The organism is Ancylothrix sp. D3o (assembly GCF_025370775.1).
In the GTDB taxonomy this organism is placed as follows: Bacteria; Cyanobacteriota; Cyanobacteriia; order Cyanobacteriales; family Oscillatoriaceae; genus Ancylothrix.
Window position 1 is genome coordinate 145714 of sequence record NZ_JAMXEX010000011.1, and the last position, 23288, is coordinate 169001.

The 23288-nt window shown below is 43.3% G+C and carries 12 protein-coding genes and 1 tRNA gene; 7 read left to right on the forward strand and 6 right to left on the reverse strand.

Annotated elements, in window-relative coordinates:
* The first annotated feature begins 252 nt into the window (after positions 1-252).
* Positions 253-9975, forward strand: coding sequence for a tandem-95 repeat protein (locus NG798_RS18320; RefSeq protein ID WP_261225140.1), 9723 nt, complete (start codon positions 253-255; stop codon positions 9973-9975).
* Positions 9976-10117: 142 nt separating this feature from the next.
* Here NG798_RS18320 and NG798_RS18325 read toward each other — a convergent pair whose 3' ends face one another.
* From NG798_RS18325 to NG798_RS18345, 5 genes are all read right to left on the reverse strand, one after another.
* Positions 10118-10618 (reverse strand): chemotaxis protein CheW, encoded by a 501-nt coding sequence (locus NG798_RS18325; protein ID WP_261225141.1) that lies wholly within the window; start codon positions 10616-10618, stop codon positions 10118-10120.
* Positions 10619-10696: 78 nt separating this feature from the next.
* On the reverse strand, positions 10697-13444 hold the full coding sequence (locus NG798_RS18330) for a hybrid sensor histidine kinase/response regulator (protein WP_261225142.1): 2748 nt from the start codon (positions 13442-13444) through the stop codon (positions 10697-10699).
* Positions 13445-13539: 95 nt separating this feature from the next.
* Positions 13540-15768 (reverse strand): PAS domain-containing methyl-accepting chemotaxis protein, encoded by a 2229-nt coding sequence (locus tag NG798_RS18335; protein WP_261225143.1) that lies wholly within the window; start codon positions 15766-15768, stop codon positions 13540-13542.
* Between the two features lie 54 nt (positions 15769-15822).
* Positions 15823-16332: a chemotaxis protein CheW gene (locus NG798_RS18340; RefSeq protein WP_261225144.1), complete on the reverse strand. Its 510-nt coding sequence runs from the start codon at positions 16330-16332 to the stop codon at positions 15823-15825.
* Positions 16333-16556: 224 nt separating this feature from the next.
* Positions 16557-16973 carry a response regulator gene (locus NG798_RS18345; RefSeq protein WP_261225145.1) on the reverse strand — a complete coding sequence of 139 codons (417 nt, stop codon included), beginning with the start codon at positions 16971-16973 and terminating at the stop codon, positions 16557-16559.
* Positions 16974-17875: 902 nt separating this feature from the next.
* Between NG798_RS18345 and NG798_RS18350 the strand changes: the two genes are divergently transcribed.
* The 6 genes from NG798_RS18350 to NG798_RS18375 all read left to right on the forward strand — a co-directional run bounded on the left by NG798_RS18350 (position 17876) and on the right by NG798_RS18375 (position 22440).
* Positions 17876-17947: transfer RNA gene (locus tag NG798_RS18350), tRNA-Gln, on the forward strand.
* Positions 17948-18122: 175 nt separating this feature from the next.
* On the forward strand, positions 18123-18902 hold the full coding sequence (locus NG798_RS18355) for an HAD family hydrolase (protein ID WP_261225146.1): 780 nt from the start codon (positions 18123-18125) through the stop codon (positions 18900-18902).
* A gap of 95 nt (positions 18903-18997) precedes the next feature.
* The gene (locus tag NG798_RS18360) at positions 18998-20017 is read left to right on the forward strand and encodes a glycosyltransferase family 2 protein (protein ID WP_261225147.1); all 1020 of its coding nucleotides are present in this window, start codon (positions 18998-19000) and stop codon (positions 20015-20017) included.
* Between the two features lie 674 nt (positions 20018-20691).
* Complete coding sequence (gene aat / locus NG798_RS18365) at positions 20692-21270, forward strand: leucyl/phenylalanyl-tRNA--protein transferase (protein ID WP_261225148.1); 579 nt, start codon at positions 20692-20694, stop codon at positions 21268-21270.
* A gap of 51 nt (positions 21271-21321) precedes the next feature.
* The gene (locus NG798_RS18370; RefSeq protein ID WP_261225150.1) at positions 21322-21918 is read left to right on the forward strand and encodes an adenylate/guanylate cyclase domain-containing protein; all 597 of its coding nucleotides are present in this window, start codon (positions 21322-21324) and stop codon (positions 21916-21918) included.
* A gap of 63 nt (positions 21919-21981) precedes the next feature.
* Complete coding sequence (locus tag NG798_RS18375) at positions 21982-22440, forward strand: peroxiredoxin (RefSeq protein ID WP_261225151.1); 459 nt, start codon at positions 21982-21984, stop codon at positions 22438-22440.
* Between the two features lie 162 nt (positions 22441-22602).
* Here the strand turns inward: NG798_RS18375 and hpf are convergent, their stop codons facing one another.
* Positions 22603-23256 carry a ribosome hibernation-promoting factor, HPF/YfiA family gene (gene hpf / locus NG798_RS18380; protein WP_261225152.1) on the reverse strand — a complete coding sequence of 218 codons (654 nt, stop codon included), beginning with the start codon at positions 23254-23256 and terminating at the stop codon, positions 22603-22605.
* Between the last annotated feature and the right edge of the window lie 32 nt (positions 23257-23288).

Sequence of the window (23288 nt, forward strand, 5' to 3'; positions counted from 1 at the left end):
TAAATGGGTCACTTGCTTTTATCAGCATATTTAAAAAATTTTGTCAAGGGTTTTTTGAGGCTTTACTAAAAGTTTTTGATGTGTGTTTTGGTTGACAATTTATCGGCTTTTTTTCTGGGGATAATGTTTGATGGTCGATGTCTTAAAAAAAATTTATTGTAAAGTTGCGCCTAGGGGAGTGACAATTCTTTTTTCATCGGCTAAAACTGACATATATTTAATAAAATTTTGGAAAGGTTGAGGGGTCTATCTGTGGATTTTACTGAGAGTGGTTTAGTTTTGTTTCCCAGTACACCGGCTTCTCTCAATCATTTGCCTGTAGTTCCTCTTGATTTATTGTCTCCTGCTTCGCCGTGTTTACTGCCGGTGGCTGGGGGTGAGACTTCTCTACAGTTTCCTGAAGTTAACACCGGCTATCTGGTGTCTTCTCCTCCTGGGTTTGATGCTCTGACTGGTTATCCGCTTCAAGAAAATCAGTCGGGGGAGATTGTTTTTGTTGATTCGGCGGTCGAAAATTATCAAAGTTTATTGGCTGGGGTTGTTAGCAATGCTGAGGTGGTGATTCTTGATTCCACCGGCAATGAGTTTAATCAAATTACTGAAATTTTATCCCAACGAGACAATATTTCTGCGGTTCATATTGTTTCTCACGGTAGTGCCGGTTCTTTAAGTTTGGGTGAGAGTTTGGTAAGTATTGCAGATATTTCGCAAGCTAACTCATGGCAGGGTAGTTTAACTGCTGATGCGGATATCCTTTTATACGGTTGTGATGTGGCTGCGGGGGATGCAGGGAAAGAGTTTGTAAAAGAGTTGAGTGATTTAACCGGCGCTGATGTAGCGGCTTCGACAGATAAAACTGGTTTTGGCGGAAATTGGGATTTTGAGTATAAAACCGGCAATATTGAGACGGGGTTAGTGTTTAGTGAGCCGGTGATCAATGCTTATCAAAATACTTTGGCTACGTTTAATATTGCGGATGGGGATGTTGCCGGTTTAATTGCTGCAATTGCAGCGGCAAATACGAATAATCAAGCAGATACGATTAATTTAGCACAGGGTGGAACATATACTTTAGCGGCGGCGAATAATGGGGTTAATGGTTTGCCGGTGATTAGCTTAGATAGCTTTAATCTCACTAATACTTTAACAATTAATGGAAATGGGGCAACAATTCAAAGAAGTACGGCTGCCGGTACTCCAAATTTTCGCTTTTTTCAAAATAATGCAGTTTTATCCTTAGCAGGTTTAACTTTAAGAAATGGGAATCCTGCTAATGCTGGAGGTGCAATTTTAAATAATGGGTTCGCTTTAACGATTACCAATAGTTCTTTAATAAGTAATACGGGAACCACTGGAGGTGCAGTTTCTATCACTAGTGGTGTGGTGGTGGAAATTATTAACTCTACTTTTTCAGGAAATAGCGCAACAACAGCAAGCGGTGGGGCTATTAACGTTGGGAACGGAACTGTTAATCTGACGAATACAACGATTACTCAAAACACGGCAGCAACGGGTGGAGGAATTAATCGCGCTGCTGGCAGTGTGAGTGTTCAAAATAGTATTATTGCCGGAAATACAGCAACGACAAATGCTGATGTTTCTGGAACTTTTGTGAGTGGAAATAATTTAATTGGCGATATCACTGGCAGCATCGGCTTTGCAGCCGAGGATGTTTTAAATGTTCCTTTAAACACCGTTATTAGCCCAATTTTAACCACAACCAACCCCACATTACCGGCGGCTTATCAAAGTTTAATTCCCAGTGTACCGCCTACACCTTACCACGCATTAATTACAACAAATCCAACAACAAACCCGGCAATTGATCTGGGGGCATTTCCTGCTGGTGATCTGACGGAACAATTAACCCAAATTGATCAAAGAGGTTTACCTAGAATTTTCAGAAATTATGATATTGGGGCGGTGGAAAGTGAAATTGACCGCTTAAATGATGCGCCGGTTGTGGTTTTGCCGAGTGGAACGTACAGTTTATTTAATGGGTTTGGTTTACCGGGTGCCGGTGGGCAAGGTTTTAATTATTTGGGTTTATCGAGTGTTCCTACAACGGGGGTAGATGCAACACAAACAGCACTACCCGGTTTTACGAATTTGAATACAACCCTAGAGTATGATGATTATGCCGGCTATTTTAGTAACCCTGTTTATATGCCGGTTTTGGATAGAACGGCGGGATATACAGTAGAATTTACTGCTAGAATTAATAGCGAAGATCATGCTGGGCTAAATGCGGATAAAAACGGGGATGGGATTGCAGATAGAGCCGGTTTTAGTTTGATTGCCCTCAGTAGTGATAAGCTGGGAGTTGAGTTAGGATTTTGGACAGATAGTATTTGGGCACAGAATAGCGGTACGGCGGAACCACCAGGGGGAACGTTATTTACACGGGGGGAAGCTTCGAGTTTAACTGCGGCACAAATTACCAGTTTTACCTCCCAATTAAGCAATTATAAATTAACAATTCAAGGCAATACTTATACTCTTTCTGCCAGCAATGCAACGAATGCTGAGACGGTAATTTTAACCGGCAATGTTAAAGATTATAGCAATTTTACAGGTATTGCTAATCCGCTGATTCCAAGTCAATATTCGTCTTTATTGAATCCTTATAATACGCCTAATTTCCTATTTTTTGGAGATAATACTCCTACTTCGCGGGCGAATTTTGATTTAGGGCAAGTGCAAGTTACTACGATAAAGCCGGTGATAACAAATGAAGATACGGCGGCGGTTATTCCTGATGTTTCTGTGCGAGATATTGATGCAGGGCAAAATAATATTACCGTAACTTTGAGTGTGACAAATGGAACCTTAGCTGTTAATTCAGCGGTGACAAATGGTTTGACAGCGGCGGCAATTTCTGGTAATAATTCCGCAACAGTTACACTCACCGGCAGCCAAGATCAAATTTCTACGACACTTTCTAATGCGACGGGTTTAACTTATCTGCCGGCTTTGAATTTTAATGGCACGGATACGTTGACGGTATTGGCAAATGATGGTGGGTTTAGTGTGGGAGGAAGTGTTTCTCAAACAGCTACACGAAATATTCCTATTACAGTTAATGCGGTGAATGATGCACCGGCACTTTCTCTTCCTACTACCCAAACGGTTAATCAAAATACGAATTTAAGCATTTCTGGAATTAGTATTTCTGATGTAGATGCCGGTGCTTCTAACACTATTTCGGCTTGGATACAAGCTCCTAATGGGGTACTTAGTTTAGCTTCAACAACGGGTTTATCTTTTATAAGTGGTGATGGTACGCAAGACGAAATTATGGTTTTTATGGGTACCCTTGCTGATATTAACAATGCTTTAAATGGACTCGTCTATAGGGGTAATTCTAATTTCTTTGGTTCTGATATAATCGAGTTTGAAATAGACGATACGGGAAATACGGGTGCAGGAGGTAATTTATTAGCTGTAGCTGGAATTCCAGTTATAGTGAATGGTATCAGCGCTGGTGCGCGCTCTGTGTTAATTAATGAAGTGGTGACAAGCCCTCAGCAAGACTGGAGTACCACTAATTTTAACGGCATTGTGAGTGCCGGTGCGGTAACAAACGGAACTGATGAATGGGTAGAACTTTATATTAACCAAGCAGGGTTAAATTTAACCGGCTGGACGATAGAACTTAATGATGCCTCGCCTGTAGTCGGAAGTCTGGCGACGGGGGGTGCTTTTGTTACATCACGTTACATTAATAGCGGTGGGGGAAGTTTTAGCAATACGGCGGTGGGAGATTATTTGGTTTTAGGAAATGTCAATAATGCCGGTGCAATGAATAATGCTATTACGCTGGTTTTGAAAGACCACACGGGCACTATTATTGATCAAGTTACTCTGACAACTGGTGCCACAGGGGTAATAGATGAGGCGGTTGCTCGCGTACCAAATGGCAACGATACTAATAATGATACAACAGATTTGAGGCCGCAAGCTGCAACTTTAGGAACCAGCAATAATATCGGACAATTGGTATTAGGTGTACATCCCGTTGGACAAGTTACAGATCAATTTACCACAACTCAAACCAGTAACGTTTTACATCGGTTTAATTTAACCGCCAGCAACGAAAATATCAATGTCGGTTCTTTAAATTTTACAGTTTCACCAACGGGTATTTTAAATACTGATATCTCAGGTTTGCAGTTAGTGCGTGATGTCAATAATAATGGCATTCAAGATATCGGTGATGTGGTTGTCGGGACGGTGGAAAGTCCGGTTAATCTTGCGGATGGGTTGACTTTTGCTAATCTGACGGTGCCGGTGGGAAGCAATAATTATTTATTGCTGGCAAATGTCAATAATTTAGCAGCCGGAGATCGGTTGAGTTTAGGTTTGGCAAATACGGGAATTATTAATAACGTTGGGGCGACTTCTGGGTTCCAAATTGCCGACACCGGCACCGTTACTTCTACGGTTCATACCGTTGACATCGCAGCGCTTTCTGTGGTAATAAACGAAGTTGCATGGATGGGAACTCAGGCAAATGCAACGGATGAATGGATCGAACTTTTTAACCCTACTTCTAATGCAATAGATTTAACCGGCTGGACAATTCCAAGCGGAACCGGCACAACAATTACTATTACAAATGGAGTGATTGCGGCGGGGGGATATTTCCTTTTAGAAAGGACATCTGATGCGACTGTTAATAGTCTACCGGCTAATTTTGTTTACACCGGCGGACTTAATAATACCACCGGCACGTCTTTAACTTTACGTTCCAGTGAAGGGACAATTATTGATAGCGCTAATGCGGATGGTGGAGTATGGCCGGCGGGTAGCAATACAGCCGCAACTGCACGTTTTACAATGGAAAGAATCGATCCGACTTCCCCAGATATTGATAGTAACTGGCGAACTAATAACGGAATTATCCGCAATGGCACGGATGCTTTAGGTAATAATATTTTGGGAACTCCAAGCGCTCAAAATTCTGTTTACGCGACTCCGGGGGTAGTTATTACGGAGTCGGGGGGAAGTACGGTTTTAACGGAAGGTGGGGCAACGGATAGTTATACGGTGGTTTTGAGAACGCCTGTCACAGCGCCGGTAACAGTAAATTTAACAAATGTTGGCGGACAAACTACGACAACAGCGGGAAGTTTAACTTTTGATAATACAAATTGGAATGTCGCACAAACGGTGACGGTGACGGCGGTAAATGATCCGACAGCAGAAGGTACGCACACCGGCACAATTCAACATTCTATTACCAGTACAGATTCTCGGTATAATATAGCGGTGGTGCCGGTAAATGCGAGTATTACAGATAATGATTCTAATCCACCGGTGATTTCTTTAGCTTCGGCAAGTTTGAGTTATACGGAAAATAGCGGTGTGGTGGTTGTAGATAGCGGCGCGAGTGTTTCTGACTCAGACTCGGCTGATTTTAATGGTGGTGTTTTGACGGTACAATTTTCTGGGGCGACGGGTTTAGGGGAAGATAGTTTATCTATTCAAAATGTGGGAAATGGTGCCGGTCAAATTGGCGTAGCAGGAAGTACGATTAGTTATGGTGGGGTGGCTATTGGTACGTTTAGCGGGGGGAATAATGGCTCAACTCCTTTGGTGGTTAATTTGAATGCAATTGCTAATATAACTGCGGTTTCAGCATTGTTGAAAAATATCGTTTATTTGAATAATTCCGAAAATCCGTCGGCGACACCTCGCACGGTAGAATTTCAAATGACGGATGGTGATAATGGGGTTGGGTTGCCGGTGAGTAAGACGATAAATGTTGTGCCGGTGAATGATGCACCAACTATTTCAGCTATTACAGCGCAAAGCACAAATGAAGATACAGCAACCGCAGCGATTAGTTTTACGATAGGAGATGTGGAAACGCTGCCAGACTCGTTAATTTTATCGGCGACTTCTTCAAATACAAGTCTTATCCCAAATAGTAATATCGTTTTTGGTGGCACCGGCAATAACCGCACAGTCAGTTTAACCCCGGCAGCGAATCAAAATGGCACGGCAACGATTACGATTAATGTCAGTGATGGTACGACTGTCACGAGTACGAATTTTGTTTTAACGGTAAATGCTGTAAATGATGCGCCGGTGGCTGTTGAGGATGCTTACAGCGTAGATGAAGATAAAACACTGATTATACCGGCATCTGGTTTACTGGTAAATGATACCGATGTGGAGAATAGCCCGCTGACACCAATTGTAGTAACCGGCCCTTCTAATGGTAGTGTGGTATTAAATGCGGATGGTTCGTTTGCGTACACGCCGGCGGCCAATTATACCGGAGTAGACAGTTTTACATATCAAGTCAGTGACGGTACAGCAGTTTCTAATCCGGTGCCGGTGAGTTTACAAGTTAATGCTGTCAATGATGCACCAACTATTTCAGCTATTACAGCGCAAAGCACAAATGAAGATACAGCAACCGCAGCGATTAGTTTTACGATAGGAGATATTGAAACGCTGCCAGACTCGTTAATTTTAACGGCGACTTCTTCGGATACAAGTCTTATCCCAAATAGTAATATCGTTTTTGGTGGCACCGGCAATAACCGCACAGTCAGTTTAACCCCGGCAGCGAATCAAAATGGTACGGCAACGATTACGATTAATGTCAGTGATGGTACGACTGTCACGAGTACGAATTTTGTTTTAACGGTAAATGCTGTAAATGATGCGCCGGTGGCTGTTGAGGATGCTTACAGCGTAGATGAAGATGAAACACTGATTATACCGGCATCTGGTTTACTGGTAAATGATACCGATGTGGAGAATAGCCCGCTGACACCAATTGTAGTAACCGGCCCTTCTAATGGTAGTGTGGTATTAAATGCGGATGGTTCGTTTGCGTACACGCCGGCGGCCAATTATACCGGAGTAGACAGTTTTACATATCAAGTCAGTGACGGTACAGCAGTTTCTAATCCGGTGCCGGTGAGTTTACAAGTTAATGCTGTCAATGATGCACCAACTATTTCAGCTATTACAGCGCAAAGCACAAATGAAGATACAGCAACCGCAGCGATTAGTTTTACGATAGGAGATGTGGAAACGCTGCCAGACTCGTTAATTTTAACGGCGACTTCTTCGGATACAAGTCTTATCCCAAATAGTAATATCGTTTTTGGTGGCACCGGCAATAACCGCACAGTCAGTTTAACCCCGGCAGCGAATCAAAATGGTACGGCAACGATTACGATTAATGTCAGTGATGGTACGACTGTCACGAGTACGAATTTTGTTTTAACGGTAAATGCTGTAAATGATGCGCCGGTTTTCTCCTCAACTCCCATCACCACCGGCAACCAAAACTCAGCCTACAGTTACAATATTGTTACGTCAGACGTAGATGCCGGTGAGACTCTGCTTATTTCAGCAAACGGTTTACCGGCTTGGTTGACTTTAACTGATAACGGTGATGGTACCGCCACTCTTACCGGCACTCCCACCAATGCCAATGTCGGCAATAATAATATAGAGTTGGAAGTCACCGACGCGACGGGTGCAACTGCAACTCAAAACTTTACCCTCAACATAACCAACCTCAACAACCCTCCCACCTTTACCAGTCTACCCCCCAACACCGCCACAGAAAATCAACTTTATCTCTATAACATCCAAACCACCGACTTAGACGGCAACGCTGTCACCCTTTCTGCCGTAAACTTACCCGCATGGTTAACCTTAACCGATAACGGCGATGGCACCGGCACCCTCAGTGGCACACCAAACCAAACCCAAACCGGCACATATAATATATTGTTGCAAGTCAACGACGGCATTACCCAAACGCAACAAACCTTCACCCTCAACAGCGACATCGTAAACGATACCCCCACTCTTGTCACCAATAACAGTTTTTCCGTCAACGAAAACGCAACCAAAACCATAACTTCCGCAGACTTAAATACAACAGACAGCGATAACTCCCCCGCTGATATCGTCTACACGGTTACTCAACTTCCCCAAAATGGAGTTATCTACAAAAACAGCATTGCCCTTTCCCTCGGCGCCACCTTCACTCAAGCCGATATCAACTCCGCTGCCATAACCTACACCCACAACGGCAGCGAAACTACAGCAGACTCCGTTAGCTTCACCGTTTCCGACGGCACAAACTCTGCCATCCCTGCAAATTTTGCCATAACTGTCTCAGCCGCAAATGATGTGCCGGTGTTGTCTGTGAATACCGGCTTAACTTTGCCTGAAAACAGTTCTGTCGCTATTACCACATCTGTGCTTAAAAGTCAAGACTCAGAACAAAGTTTCTCAGAATTGATTTACACCCTCACCAGCTTACCCGCCACCGGCACTCTCAGCCGTAACGGTATCCCCCTCAACCTTGGCGACGCTTTCACCCAAGCGGATATCGATCAAAACTTAATCGCCTATAGCCACAACGGTAGTAAGGTTACGGCGGATAGCTTTAATTTTACCCTCGGTGATGGGGCCGGTGGTTCGGTGAGCGGCAATTTCCGTCTCACCATTAACCCTATCTCTGAAACCCCCACACCTACACCCGAACCGGCACCCACACCTACACCCGAACCGGCACCCATTCCCACACCTACACCCGAACCCATCCCCACACCGGCACCCGAACCGGCACCCATTCCCACACCTACACCCGAACCCATCCCCACACCGGCACACGAACCCATCCCCACGCCGACACCGGCACCCATTCCCACACCTACACCCGAACCCATTCCCACACCTACACCCGAACCCGTAGGGGGATTTGGCGAAAACCCAATCCCAGCCGAGACTCCACAACCCATCCCCACCCCCGCATTGCCACCAAGCCAGCAACCGGCCTATAGCTTCAAAAACTTTTTCCAATATATTGCCGGTGACAGAAGCGCCTTTATAAACCTAATTTTTGACGAAAAATATTACCTAGAAAATAACCGCGATATTGCCGAAGCCGTCGCCAAAGGGCAACTAAAATCAGGCTTCCAACACTTCCTAAAATTCGGACAATATGAAGGAAGAAACCCAAGTGTGCTATTCAACGAACAAGAATATCTTGATGGCAACCCCGATGTAGCAGAAGCCATCAAAAAAGGAGCATTCAAGAGTGGGATAGAACATTTTATTAAACACGGCTTTTTTGAAGAAAGAGATTTACGCTACCTAATATTTGACGAAGAATATTATCGCAATACCAACACCGATGTAGAAAAAGCCATCAAAGAAGGAATCTTTAAAACCGGCTTTGAGCACTTTATTAAATTTGGACAATATGAATGGCGAAACCCAAGTTTGCTATTTAATCAAAGCGAATATGTTGCCCAAAACCCAGACGCAGCATCAGACATAGCCGCCGGCATCTATAAAAGTGCCTTTGAGCAATTTATGAAAATTGGGTTAAAACAAGGCAAAAATCCTTCAAGTTTATTTGACAGCCAAATTTACTTAAAAGAAAATCCAGAAGTGGTAAAAGGGATAGAAGCCGGTGTTTATCAATCGGCGTTTGAGCATTACTTAAAGACAGGAATTTCTCAAAAGCAAAAAGGAGAAAATATTGAAGAAGTCACTCCTAAAAATTTGTTGGAATATATCACAACAGCCGGGAGAGGAGCTTTAGCATTATTTTATGATGAAAAAACCTACCTCGAACAAAACCCAGAAGCCAAAAAAGCCTTAGCAGAAGGAACTGTAAAAAACGGCCTCGAACACTTCTTAAAATTTGCTGCAACTCGTCCACAAAACTTAATTAGTTTGTGTTATAATGAGCAGCAATATTTAGGAGATAATCCCGATGTAGCAGATGCCGTTGCCAAAGGTGCGTATATTAGCGGGTTAGAACACTATCTACAATTTGGAATTTTTGAAGGGCGAGATCAGGAATTTTTAACCTTTGATGAAGTTGGCTATTTGCAAAAAAATCCAGAGATAGAACAAGCCGTTAAAAAAGGAATATACAGCAGCGGTTTTGAACACTTCAAACGCCAAGAAAAACGCTCATAGTAAGCCGCCGGTTAAAATCGGTGGCTACCCGAAAAAAGTCCTACGGACTATAGAATTAAATGATTAACCCCGGAGGGGGTTTTATTCGTGTAGACGCCAATTTTAACCGGCAGCTTTTGAAAATTGCTATTAATCGAATTTATTAAGAAGTGCCGGTACTCGAAGCCAACCCTACCAATTTATCAAGATTGAGATAAAAAACAACTGATTCCGAAACATGAATTAAACGATCAACGACAGTAGAAAGTTGACCTTGCCGGTATAACTCTGGAACCTCAGAAAATTGCTCTGGAGAGACTTCTAAAATAGCCGGCATATCAGGAATAGGAATCCCCACCGGCACAGAATTATTCAAAGAACAAACAATCAAAAAATTACAATCAGAGAAATGGCAAGTGTTAGAAAGCAAAGTGGAAACATCAAAAACCACAATCGTGTCATTTTGCTCTTTTACCAAACTGCGACCGCTGATTAAAACGCCTTGGGGTATAAACTCTTTAACAACACGCAACACCCGCAAAAGCGGAATAGCATAACGCTCATTACCGGCATTAAAAACTAAAAATTTCTCCGTAGTAATTCGGGGTAATTCCTCATGCTTTGTGCGAAACCGGCGACTGTATTTAAAGCTATTCATTGCCATTTATCCTTTGTTTGTAAGATTTCATTTTTTCTTCATAAAAACAGCGATTTTTTAAAAGCTAATAAATAATGATAAAAATCAATGCTTTTTCCCTAAAATATTGCCAATCACATCCAACAATTGCCTTTCACTATAGGGCTTAGTAAAATAATAACAAGCGCCCAACTCAAAAGCAAGCTGCCGGTGTTTAGATCCGCTGCGAGAAGTCAACATAGCCACAGGAATAGGAGTCAGAGTCGGATCAGACTTCATCTGACGCAACAATTCAAAACCATCCATTCGAGGCATTTCAATATCAGCAATAACCAACCGACATTGAGGATTTCCGTGTAGTAAATCGAGGGCTTCTTGACCATCTTTTGCTTGAATAACTCGATAACCAGACCGATTCAAAGTCAGAGCCAACAATTGACGAATTGTATAAGAATCATCCACCACCAAAATTTGAGTAGGAGAAGTAACAGGAACCTCAGAAACTTCTAAAGGATGAGAAGGAGGAAAGCTCTTTTGAGCCTTATTATTTAGGCCAGAAAAAACCACACTATTTTGACGTTGAAACTGACCAATCAAATCATCAACATCTAAAATCATTACCACACGACCATCACCCAAAATTGTACAACCGACAACACCATGAGGCTTAGAAAGAGGGGCCGGTAAAGGTTTGATCACAATTTCCTGCTGTCCTACCAAGCGCTCAACCGCCACCGCCAAGATGCCCTCACTTGATGCCAAAACCACCACCGGAATATAATCTTGCTCCACCGGATCAGGCGAAGGGCCATCGGGATGTGCTATACTATAGTGAGTCAACTCCTGCAAACGCATCAAACGGATAAACTCGCCCCGCCACCGCAACATCAACTGATTACCCGCCCGGAGAATTTGGTGAGGTTGGAGGTGCAAAATCTCTTCCACCGAATCCATAGCCACCGCCACCGTATTGCGATCCGTATGAACCAACAGCGCATCAGCTATCGACAACATCAAAGGTAACTTAAGTATAAAACTTGTACCCTTACCGGGCCGGGAATCGACCTTGACCATGCCGCGAACACCGCGTAAATTGTTACGAACCACATCCAAACCCACCCCGCGTCCCGACAACTCCCCGACGTGCGAAGCAGTAGTAAAACCAGCCCAAAATAAAAACTCGTATAACTCCGCCGTTGAAAGGGTAGATACCTGATCCAGCGGCACCAATTGGGCCTCAATCACACGCCGGCGGATCGCCTCAGGGTCAATTCCCCGGCCATCATCTGTGACCGTAATAATCGTTTGTCCGCCTTGGTGACGCGCCTCAACTTCAATCTGGCCGGTGGCCGGTTTACCGGCTGCTATCCGAACTGCCGGCGGTTCAATACCATGATCAAAAGCATTTCTCACTAAATGTACAAGCGGATCGCGCACTGCATCCAGCAAACTTTCATCTATCTTAGTATCACGTCCAGATATTACTAACTTTACTTCCTTATTGTGAGATTGACACAAATTTCGGACAGAGCGGGGCAAATGATCCACCGCACGACCAAAAGGAACCACCCGCAACTGCATAACCCGCGAGCGTAACTGATCCGTAATGCGGCGTAAACGGTCAGTGCTGCTCTCAAAAAGCTTTGCGAGGTCATCAATTTTGGTAGCCGATTGGGAAATGGCCTGAGTAGTTTCGATTACTTCTTGCGCCGTTGAGTGAAACTCTGTATAAGTATCCATTTCCAAACAATCGAACTGAGACAAAACTAGAGACACCGGCTTTTTTATGCCTTCCCCAGCCAGCCGGTCGTATTCTTCGCGCAATTGAGAGCCATATTGATTTAAATCTAAAATCCGGCGGCGAATTCGCTTAACTTCTGTGCGTAATTGCGACTCTTGTAACTCCAAATTCGTGCGATTAATAACCAACTCTCCAACCAAATTAATTAACTCCGTCAGCCTTTCCAAATCCACGCGAATTGTGGGACGATTAGAAATAGGTAAGGGGGGATTAGGTAAAGGAGGCTGAGGGAGAGTTACAGAGTCCACATCGACAAAAGAAACCGGGATAGGTAGCAAATCAATATCAGGAACCTGAATAGCTTTTCCCAAACAAACTTGCTCCGCAGCATCTTGCAAATTCTTAGTAATTTTCAAACCGGAAACTTTTAACTCATCTGACGTTAAGTTAGGTTGGTTTACTAGGTTTTGCAAGCAATTAGCAATTACCCCAAACTGGGGTAAATTTAACATTCCAGCAATACCAGAAAGGCGATAATGAATTTCTTTTATAACTTCAATAGCTTTATCTAAATTTTGCGAATCAACTGTATTTAACTCCCCTTCCAACTTATCTAAAACTGGCGGTAAATCTTTCTCAAAAATTAACTTAATAATCCCAAAGTTTGGCAGAGCAGCCACCGGCACCACTTCCTCTGTTTCATACTCAGCGCGGAGTTGAGCCTTAATTTCAGCAATCCGAACCAAAGAGGCATGATCCTCAAACCGCCCCTCCTTTTCCAAACGCTCCACATAAATTTTCAATACATCCGTAGCTTGTAAAAGAGAAGTAATTATCTCTTGATTCAAACCCCATAAATCAGCCCCATCCCCCACAATAGAAAAACAATCCTCCAACCCATGAGCCGCATCAGCCAACTGTTGGAAACCAAACATCAAAGCCGAACCCTTAAGCGAATGAGCCAAACGAAACAACTCTTTTACCAACTCCAAACGCCCATCGTCAGAAGCATCAAACTCAAGAGCCAAAAGATTCGCCTCAATTGATTGCAGAAATTCCTTAGTTTCTGCGAAAAAACTCCCTAACAAATCATTATAATTATTTTGATTCATACTTCAAAACCCCAAACCTCTTAAACCCACAGCATTTGTACAAGCAATTAAGCAGCAGTGGGTAAAAAAATCTCTTCACCCCTGCTAAAAACGGCTCAAGTCCTAAAATTTTCCACCGATCTTTGCAACTCACTCACACTTGCAGCCAACCCATTCAAAGAAGCCGAAACATCGCGGCCTTTTTGAGCCGTAGTTATAGAAATTTCACTTACTTGTTGGACGCGATGAGCAATATCTTCCGCCGCCAAAACTTGAGCTTGAGCCGCACGATTAATCGTATTAATAAACACATTACTTTGCCGGCTCACCTCAATAATAGCAATCAAATGAGTTTTGGCTTCTGCCGCAAGCTGAGTGCCGGTAACAACTTCTTGAATTCCCGACTCCATCGCTTGCATAACCCGTTCTATTTCGCTGCGAATTTGCTCAACAATCTCCGAAATTTCTTCCGTTGCTTCTGTGGAACGTTCCGCCAATTTTCGCACTTCTTCAGCCACCACAGCAAACCCCAAACCTTGCTCACCGGCTCTTGCAGCTTCAATTGTTGCATTCAGCGCCAGCAAGTTAGTTTGCGAGGCAATTTTAGAAATAGAAGTGACAATTTTACCAATTTGTTGCGAACTTTCACCCAAGCGTTTAATCATCTTGCCGGTTTGGGAAATAGTTTGTCGAAGTTCATTAATTCCCTCCACCGTGCGATCAACAGCCACACCTCCCGCCTGAGCCGTAAGAGCCGCTTGTTGAGCCACTTGTTCCGCTTGTTGAGAAATATGGCAAACCTCTTTAATAGAGCTAACAATGCCCTCAATTTGCTCTAATGCCAGTTCAATTTGTTGGGCTTGATTTTGGGCTTGTGTCGCTAATTCATTTGTGTTTCTCATTGATTCACGAGTGCCGGTTCTCACTTCCAGCGCCACTGTTTGAATACCCGTAACAACTTGGCGCAAAGAATCCAACAAAAAGTTAAAAGATTCCGCAACCGCCACTAAAATATCATTACTCACCGCCGCTCTTACCCGCAAATCACCTTTGGCGGCGCCTTTAATATCATTTAACAGTTTAATTACCTGCTCTGTCAGAGCATCAGCCTCCATTTTACGCTCAGTTGCCAGAGTTTCCAGTTGCTTTTCTGCTTGTTTTCTTTCGGTAATATCAAAGCGAATACTGATATATTTAGCAATATTGCCGGCGGCATCAAAAATGGGAGCAATCGTTGAATCTACCCAGTAATAACCACCATTTTTGTTTCTGTTTTTAATCTCCGCTTTCCAAACCCTTCCGCTAGAAATCGTTGCCCACATTTCTTGAAAAAAGGCTTTAGAGTGATAGCCAGAATTAATCAGACGGTGGTTTTGGCCGATTAATTCTTCGCGGCTATAACCGGAAATTTGGCAAAAACTATCATTGACAAAGGTAATCGTTCCTCTTAAATCAGTTTCGCTGACAATAGCGGCTCGATCAAGGGCTTTCTGGCGGTTATTTAATTCTTTCAACAAACGCTCTTGTTCGCGGGTTAGTTGCGTAAAACGTTCTTCGGTTTGTTTATTATTTGTAATGTCGTGAGCCACTGCATAAATCAATTGTTGATCACCAAAATATTTTGCAGCCCACGCCAGCCAGCGATATTCGCCATCTTTGCACCGATAGCGGTTTTCAAAATAAACACTATTACCATTTTGAGGTAGTCTTTGTATTTCGCTGGCGGTGAATTTTTGGTCATCTGGATGCACCATATCCAGCAAATATTTTCCTTCTAATTCTTGAGGATTATAGCCCAGTTTATTTGCCCAAGCAGGGTTTAGCCGGTTGAATTTACCGTTAACATCTGCAATGCACAGCAAGTCCAACGAAAGCATAAAAAATCTGTCTTTTTCGCTTTCTACTTGGTGCCGGTAAGCCTCCATTTCGGTTTTTAATTGGTTTTTTTGTTCTTCAACTTCGGCTGGGGTTAATATAGTCAAGGCTTTGGGAAGAAAACCTATTAAAAATAAGCCCAATACCCCCATAACACCGGCATTCGCAGCTTTGAATATCCCCGCCCAAAAATAACTACCACTCGCACCGGCTTTGTTGGTTATAATATTCCAAAACGCCCAACTTTCTGTTAAATGAGCAATTGCACTCGTCAAAACGAAAGCCCCTACTAACCACAAAAGTCGGTTAAATCTTAACTGTAATCGCTGCTTGATAAAGTATAAAAAAACTAAAAAAATTATTCCTTCCAAAGCACCAGAAATTAACAGAGATAAGCCATGAATTAAGGCTAAATTGCCATTCACAAATTCCCCAACAAATTTTGATGAAACCTCGGTTGTTTCCAGCATTATTCCTTTCCTTTTTAAGCTAATATAAAAGTATATAACTTTTTTTTAAAAAAATTACCATCGTTCCGATTTAGTGATAGCTTCCACATCTAAAATCATCAATAATCGGCCCTCACAATCATACAAACCTTTCAATAAAGGAGCCAATTCTTCGCTTACTTCAACCGCCGAAACAATATGATCGGGATTCAGAGACAAAACGCCCTCCACCCCAGCCACCGCCAATCCCATACGAATCATGTCGGAGGGCTGCTCAAAATTAGAAGATTCTAAGACTAAAATCCGACTTTGAGGGTGCTGAATATCCGCCGATTCCGCATCAATAAACCGGCCAAAATCTCCCACCGCTAAAATTTCCCCCCGCAAATTAGTCAACCCCAACAAAAAAGGCAAAGTATTCGGCACCGGCGATATCGGTTGTTCGCTCGCGCCAAGCACTTCTCGAACGCAAATTAATTCTACAGCAAACAAACTCCCCCCCTGACCAAAAAGCAAAAATTGCCGAGTCACACTAGGCAGGTTCTCGCCATCATTTGTACCCATTAGCGGTATTGATATAGCCATAATTAAACGCCTAATTTCTTAGTTAAAAACTTAATCTTCTCCCCTTTCCTAAAACTTTTTTTCCCTTCGGCAATTTTGAGCTTTATGATTTTTACTTTCCCCTCCAACACGCCAATCTAAACACCATAATCTTCCCCCTCCTAAAATTTGTCAACCCCTGACCGATATTCCCAATAAAAGCCCAAAAAACCTGTCACTGATACACTTCATCCTCGCAAAAAAACTTACACTTTAGGAGCCTTATCAGAAGCCGCCGACGACTGGGTAAACTTTTTGATAACCTGACGTAAAGTATCAGCATCAAAAGGTTTCGTTAAATATTCCGTCGCCCCCGCCAACCGGCCCTGAACCTTATCAAAAGTTCCATCTCGCGCCGTTAACATAATAATCGGCAACTTTTGAAACTGAGGCAAATTGCGAATCGTACGACATAACTCTAACCCATCAATTCCCGGCATTGTAATATCCAGCAATAAAAGAGAAACCGGTTGATGATAAATCAAAGACAAAGCATCCACAGCATTATCCGCCAATAAAACCCTATACTCGGTTTCTAAAGCGCGTTTGACCAAATTTTGAGTCACAGCACTATCATCCACCGCCATAATTGTTGGCACTGTTTGATAACTTTCAGATGTCATAACTTTTTCTCCTGATTAACATTAATTTTCCCATGTTTACTATTAAAACAGTGCGTAACCACCCAGACTGAAAAGGCCGTCTCCTCATCAAAAATATCCTATCTAAAATCCTCATTTTAACTTCCTCCCCTGTTATCCACCAACCTAATTGTCCCTACTGCTTGATAACGTTCATTTTTCCTCAATTTTGTTCCTGATAAATACTAATTTTACCATGCCTAACCTTAAAAAAGATATCTTTTTCGCAGGTTGGCAAAGCGATTTTGCAATCTAAAATCTCAAATTTCAAATTTAAAATCTCCAAGAATTGCCGGCCCCATCAGAAAAGAGGAATCAGCGCTCTGCTCCATAGCTCTGATTTACATAATGCCCAAAAGTTGCCTTCTAACTGCTGTTGGGCTAAAGAGTTTTTCACACCTTAGACAGCCAGAAAAAGCTCCGACTGCAATAAAATGACAATTCCCTTGTCAAAACGCAGACAAAATTGATTTTATCAACCCCCCGGTAAGCGTTTCTCAAATCCCTCTCAGAAAAAATATTAATTTTTTTAAAAAAATCTTTGCCCAATCTGGTGACTCGCCATCTCATAACCCTAAACCACTTCCTAGCCTCATCCCAAAACACCCAAACATCTCAAAACACCCAAAGCCTGCGCCAAAATTATTGCTCTCCAGCCGGCCAGCAAAGCCTTACAGACACCCCACACATATTTTACCCCCCACAACTCACCGGCACACCCTCCTCAGCATCATCCTCAAGAATGGTGGCCCACTTCACCCCTTGTCCACAAAGTAGCCGCTAACCCTTACCCCGTAAGCTTTCCAAGAAAATTTAAAAAAAATCTAAAAAACTATTGACAAACCCTAGTACGCTGCTGTTAATATACTTAAGGAAACAAGCAATGGGGTGTCGCCAAGTGGTAAGGCAGCTGGTTTTGGTCCAGCCATTCCGAGGTTCGAATCCTTGCACCCCAGTTAAAAAGCCAAACTCAAAACTAAATAAAATTTTTGCACCTCATGGCCAGCACTGATCACCCCCTTAAAAAACTCAGTGCTGGTTTTTGTCATAAGCCATCAATCCTGTACCATCATAAAAAGCAACTCAGCTATTCACCGCTTCTAAATCTCCAAAATCCTATCCCTCACCGCCATGCTGCTTGCCCCCAACATCCTCGCCCTTGACTTTGATGGAGTCCTCTGTGACGGACTGCTAGAGTATTATCAAGCCGCATGGCGCACCTATACTCTGATTTGGCAACCCCCCAACCCCACACCCCCCGCAGACCTAGCCCCAAAATTTTATCGTCTTCGTCCTGTCATCGAAACCGGCTGGGAAATGCCCCTGCTGATCCACGCCTTAATACAAGGAATAGACGAACCCCAAATCCTCAAAAACTGGCCCAGCATCGCCCAAACCCTCCTCTTACAAGAAAACCTCAAAGCCGTCGAGCTAGGCGCAAAACTCGATAATTTACGCGATCAATGGATCGCCACAAACCTAAACGACTGGCTTAGTTATCACCGCTTTTATCCCGGTACCCTCGAAAAAATCAAACAACTCCTAGAAACCTCCCACAAAACAGTTATCATCACCACCAAAGAAGGCCGGTTTGTTCGTCAACTTTTAGAACAACAAAACCTCAATTTTCCAGAGCAACTTATTTTTGGAAAAGAACAAAAACGCCCCAAACAAACAATTTTAAAAGAACTTATCGATCACTCCCCCCCAAATACCCTTATTTGGTTTGTCGAAGACCGGCTCAAAACCCTGCAACTTGTGCAACAACAACCTGACTTAGCGGGAGTAGGTTTATTTCTGGCAGACTGGGGATACAACACCGCCGACGAAAGAAACCAAGCCCAACTTAACCCCCAGATTCACCTTTTATCTCTGCCACAATTTGCCGGTGACTTTAGCGGCTGGGTTTAAAAATTTCCCCCAAAAACTTCCCTGATCCCCAATCACAGACCGGCTCATATATACTACAGAAAATTTGGTGTGAGATTGTACCCAGAACCGACCCTATGAAAATTCCTTTATTAACCCAAAGGCAAACATCCGATCAAGATTTAGTATCGGAAATAACCCCCGATGTCTCTGTCGTCGTACCCATTTACAACGAAGTAGAAAGCTTACCCCATCTCATCTCTGCTATCAGCCAATCCCTCACAGAAAGCGGCCTAAGCTACGAAATCATCTGTGTAGATGACGGTTCAAAAGACGGCTCTCAAGAACTTTTGCGAGAGCTAACCAAAACCAAACAACCCTACCTCCGAGCCATATTACTACGCCGCAACTACGGACAAACCCCCGCAATGGCAGCAGGGTTCAATTATGCTCTCGGTAAAGTTGTGATTACAATGGATGGAGACCTCCAAAACGACCCCGCCGACATTCCCCTCCTCGTTGAAAAATTAAACGAAGGTTACGATTTAGTCAGCGGATGGCGCAAAAACCGGCAAGACGCAGCCCTCAAACGCCTCCTCCCCTCAAAAATTGCCAACTGGCTAATCGCCAGAGTCACCGGCGTAAAATTACACGACTATGGTTGCTCCCTTAAAGCCTACCGCGCTGAACTCGTCGCCGATCTCAATCTCTACGGAGAATTGCACCGATTTTTACCGGCTTTAGCTTTTATAGAAGGTGCGAGAATTACAGAAATGCCGGTGCGCCACCACAAGCGTCAGTATGGCAAAAGCAAATATGGTTTAGACCGCACCTTCCGCGTCCTTATGGACTTGTTAACCATCTTTTTCCTTAAAAAATTCCTCACCCGTCCTATGCACGTTTTTGGCTTATTTGGCTTAGGTTGTATGGGTCTAGGAACAATTATCGGAATGTATCTCACTTTCGTGAAATTCGGTTTAGGGCAAAGTATTGGCAACCGGCCTCTTTTGATTTTAGCTGTGTTACTGTTGCTGGCCGGTGTACAGTTATTCAGTTTTGGTTTACTTGCAGAGTTGCTGATGCGAACTTATCACGAATCCCAAGGCCGGCCCATTTATCGCGTCCGCGAAATTCTCGATTCTGCACGACAGGCATAAGCTTGTTAGCAAAACATCCCCCCTCGCTGTGTCTTGAAAAGGCAGCGAACAAGAGGAAAAATGTCTTTTTTTAAGGCAAGGGGGGATCTATTTTATGGCTGTCGGGCTTTTTGACAGTAGAATGGGTTAAGGCCGGTTTTTAACCGCTAAGTAGAAGCACTTAATTATTTGTAGGATGCTTCGAGCGTAAGCGATACCCATCAAAGCGTTGAGAGTGTTGGGTTTCGTTCCTCTACCCAACCTACATTACATATAGAGTTTAATTAAGTTGACTTACTTATCTGTGCGATTCTTATGTTCAAAAAGTAAACTCACTACAACAAGAAACGGGGTTTATTTGTCCATATATACTTACCTAAAAATAGCTATCAACTCAATCAAAGCAATGAAATAATATCCCAAAGCAGCAAAAGTATTCTTAATTATTTACTTTCTCACTTCCAAACAATTAGCCACAGATCCTATCGTTAACCGGCATTTATTTCGCAGCACCGCATCAATTTATAAAACTCATTCCAAATCAGCAGACATAACCTCATCCCAAACAAAATAGCCCCATTCTAAAACACCAACCAAGCAAAAAGCTTTCCTCCTTATTAAAAAATCTCCTCATTGATTCCACAACAAAAGCGATAATCTGAATATTCATCCCTCCATACTCTCAAAAACAAACAATGAAATACGACATCCCCGCCATCATCTCTGGTTATGCCCAAGGCTACTTTCTGATGGCAATCGATGACGAAGACCAGCTCGACTGGTACTCTAGCAAAGAACGTGCCCTCATTCCCCTCGATGACCGCTTTCGCTATCCAAAATCCCTCAACCGAGTCCTCAACTCCAACCGCTTCACCATCGCCATAAACCGCGACTTCCCCGCCGTCGTTGAAGGATGCAGCAACCGCGAAACCACCTGGATCACCCCGGAACTCAAAGAAATTTATTACGAAATGTATCAAACCGGCTGGGCATATAGTTTTGAAACTTGGCAAGGAAACGACCTCGCCGGCGGAATTTTAGGCATCGTCATCGGCGGCGCATTCATCGGCGAATCGATGTTTTATCGCATTCCCGAAGCCTCAAAAGTTGCAATGGTAAAACTTGTTGAACGTCTCAGAAAACGCAACTTTGTCTTATTTGATGCCCAAATGGATAACCCCCACCTCGAAAGATTTGGCTCTTACATCATCCCCAACTCAGACTATCAAAAATTGCTCCAAAAAGCTCTACAACGCCGGTGTTATTTAGATTAGCCCCCATAATGTATGATGTAATTGTTTATTCCCTAGGCTGCATCATCCACAATGAACAACACCCAGGAACAACTCAATAAACTCTTGCAACTCAGAAACGAGTACCCAGAAAAACAAGAAGAAATCGACCAACAAATTTACGAAAAATTTTGCCAAACTCACGCGATCTTAGTCATTGATATGTCTGGGTTTTCGCGGACAACCTTCCGCTACGGTATCATTCACTTTTTGGCAATGATTCATCAAATGAAAACCGTTGTTATTCCTGCCATAGAAAGCACGGGTGGCAAACTCATCAAACAAGATGCCGATAATATTTTTGCCGTATTTCCTACTGTTAACCAAGCCGTAGAATGTTCTTTTAAATTGCAACAACTCACCGGCACCGTCAACACCATCCTCCCCGAAGAAAAAGACATTCATCTATGTATTGGCATCGGCTACGGAAAAATTTTAATGATTGACAACCATGATATGTATGGAAGTGAATTTAACCTCGCCGCCAAACTTGGAGAAGACTTAGCCCAAAGAAACGAAATTTTATTAACTCAAGAAGCCTATCAAAACTTAAACCCAAAACAAGGCGAATGGCAAGAAGTAGAATTTTCTGTTTCTGGCCTAGAATTCATCGCCTATAAACCAAAATAAGCCTAATCGCGCTAACATAACAAAAGTTAACATTGTTGTGAGCGAAAGGCCACCCGCAAAAAAATGAGCGTCAAAGTTGGAGACATCGCCCCAGACTTCACTCTTGCTTCCCAAACCGGCACCCCCGTCAGCCTCAAAGATTTTCGCGGTAAAAAAGCCGTTGTCCTCTATTTTTACCCAAAAGACGACACCCCTGGTTGCACCGCCGAATCTTGCGGTTTCCGCGACAATTATCAAACTTTCATTGATGCCGGTGCTGAAGTGATCGGAGTCAGCGGAGACTCGCCAGAATCTCATCAAAAATTTGCCAAAAAATACAACCTGCCTTTTAGTCTCCTCAGTGACACCGGCAACCAAGTGCGTAAAACCTATGGAGTCCCCGCCGCCGCCTTTGGTTTACTCCCAGGAAGAGTCACTTATGTCATTGACAAAGACGGCGTTATTCGCCACATTTTTAACTCTATGATGAACTTTCAAGGCCACATCCAAGAATCTTTGCAAACCTTACAAACTATTGCCTAACTAGGCTGGGCTAGGCCGACCTTTTTCTGTTTTTCGGTTGCCAGGTGGGTTAGCTATGCCCACCTTTTTTTGTTTCTTGAAGCGGCTGGTTTTTGGGTTGGCCGGTGGGGATATCCCACCCTACAATCAGGTGGGCATAGCAACCCCATCAACTTTAGCTTTTTAGCTTTTAACTTCCTTCAAAGAAGGGCTATTACCGGCAGCAGTTTTGCCATTTTTTCCGTTTCCTTGCCCATTGCCATTGCGAGGAAGAATTAATCCATAACCGCCATGATGTTTGCGTTCATAGATCACATTAATTTCCCCTGTTTCGGCATTGCGGAACATATAAAAATCGTGATCAATTAATTGAAGTTGTTCCAAAGCTTCTTGCACCGTCATGGGCGGCATTGCAAAATACTTTGTGCGTACTACATCCGCCGGCAATTCCGCAGTACGATTGCCAATCAAATCAGAAACAACCGTTGCTTCTTCAGCCTCGACAGCCGTTGCTATTGACTGAGCAGTAGTTTTTTGATCCTGCCGTTTTTCCTTATATTTCCGTAATTGCCGCGAAATTTTATCCGCCACTAAATCAATACTTGCATAAAGATTTTCGCTGCTTTCTTCTGCACGGATTACAGTACCATTGGCATAAATTGTCACCTCAGCCGATTGTTTAGAACCGATCCGAGGATTGCGGGCCACTGACAAATGTACATCCACTTCCATTGTTAAATGCTGAAAGTGACTCACCGCCTTCTCAATCTTTTGATTGACGTACTCACGAATCGCATCGGTGATTTCAATATTTTTGCCATGGATAACAAGCTTCATATTTGCATTTTCCGCTGAATACCCCACCCTAA